This window comes from Paraburkholderia sp. JHI2823 (assembly GCF_038900695.1).
Classification (GTDB): Bacteria; Pseudomonadota; Gammaproteobacteria; order Burkholderiales; family Burkholderiaceae; genus Paraburkholderia; species Paraburkholderia mimosarum.
The window spans coordinates 1-393 of record NZ_JAYMRY010000344.1; the positions used below are offsets into that span (position 1 = coordinate 1).

1 pseudogene is annotated in these 393 nt (G+C 58.8%); it reads right to left on the reverse strand.

From position 1 onward, the window contains the following. A pseudogene (locus VSR34_RS38920) lies at positions 1-393 on the reverse strand (hypothetical protein); the annotation flags it as partial.

Genomic DNA, 393 nt, shown 5'->3' on the forward strand with positions numbered 1-393 from the left:
CCTGCAGATCGAGATCCGTCGTGTACAACGCGTTCTTGGCCGCTTGCCTGAACTTCGCGGTGTCGAACGTGACGACTACCTGACCATTGGTTTCCTGCACGTTGAGATTCTTGTAGTACGTGACCGGGATATAGGTTTTGCCGTTGTACGTGACCTGCGGAATCATCAGCGCATAGCCGAGGTCCGTCGTGCCGTAGGCGAGATTATCCGAGAACGGCGCCGGATAGTACGGCGTGTACGAGTTGTAGTCGGGCGCCTGGCTCAGATTCAGGTTGATCACGCGCTTGCCGTCGCGCACCGTGATGAGCGCGGCGCTGTACGGATGCGCGGTATCGGACGGCTGGTTGTACCAGGTCAGCGTGTAGTGCGGGAACGCGTCGAGGTAAGACTGCA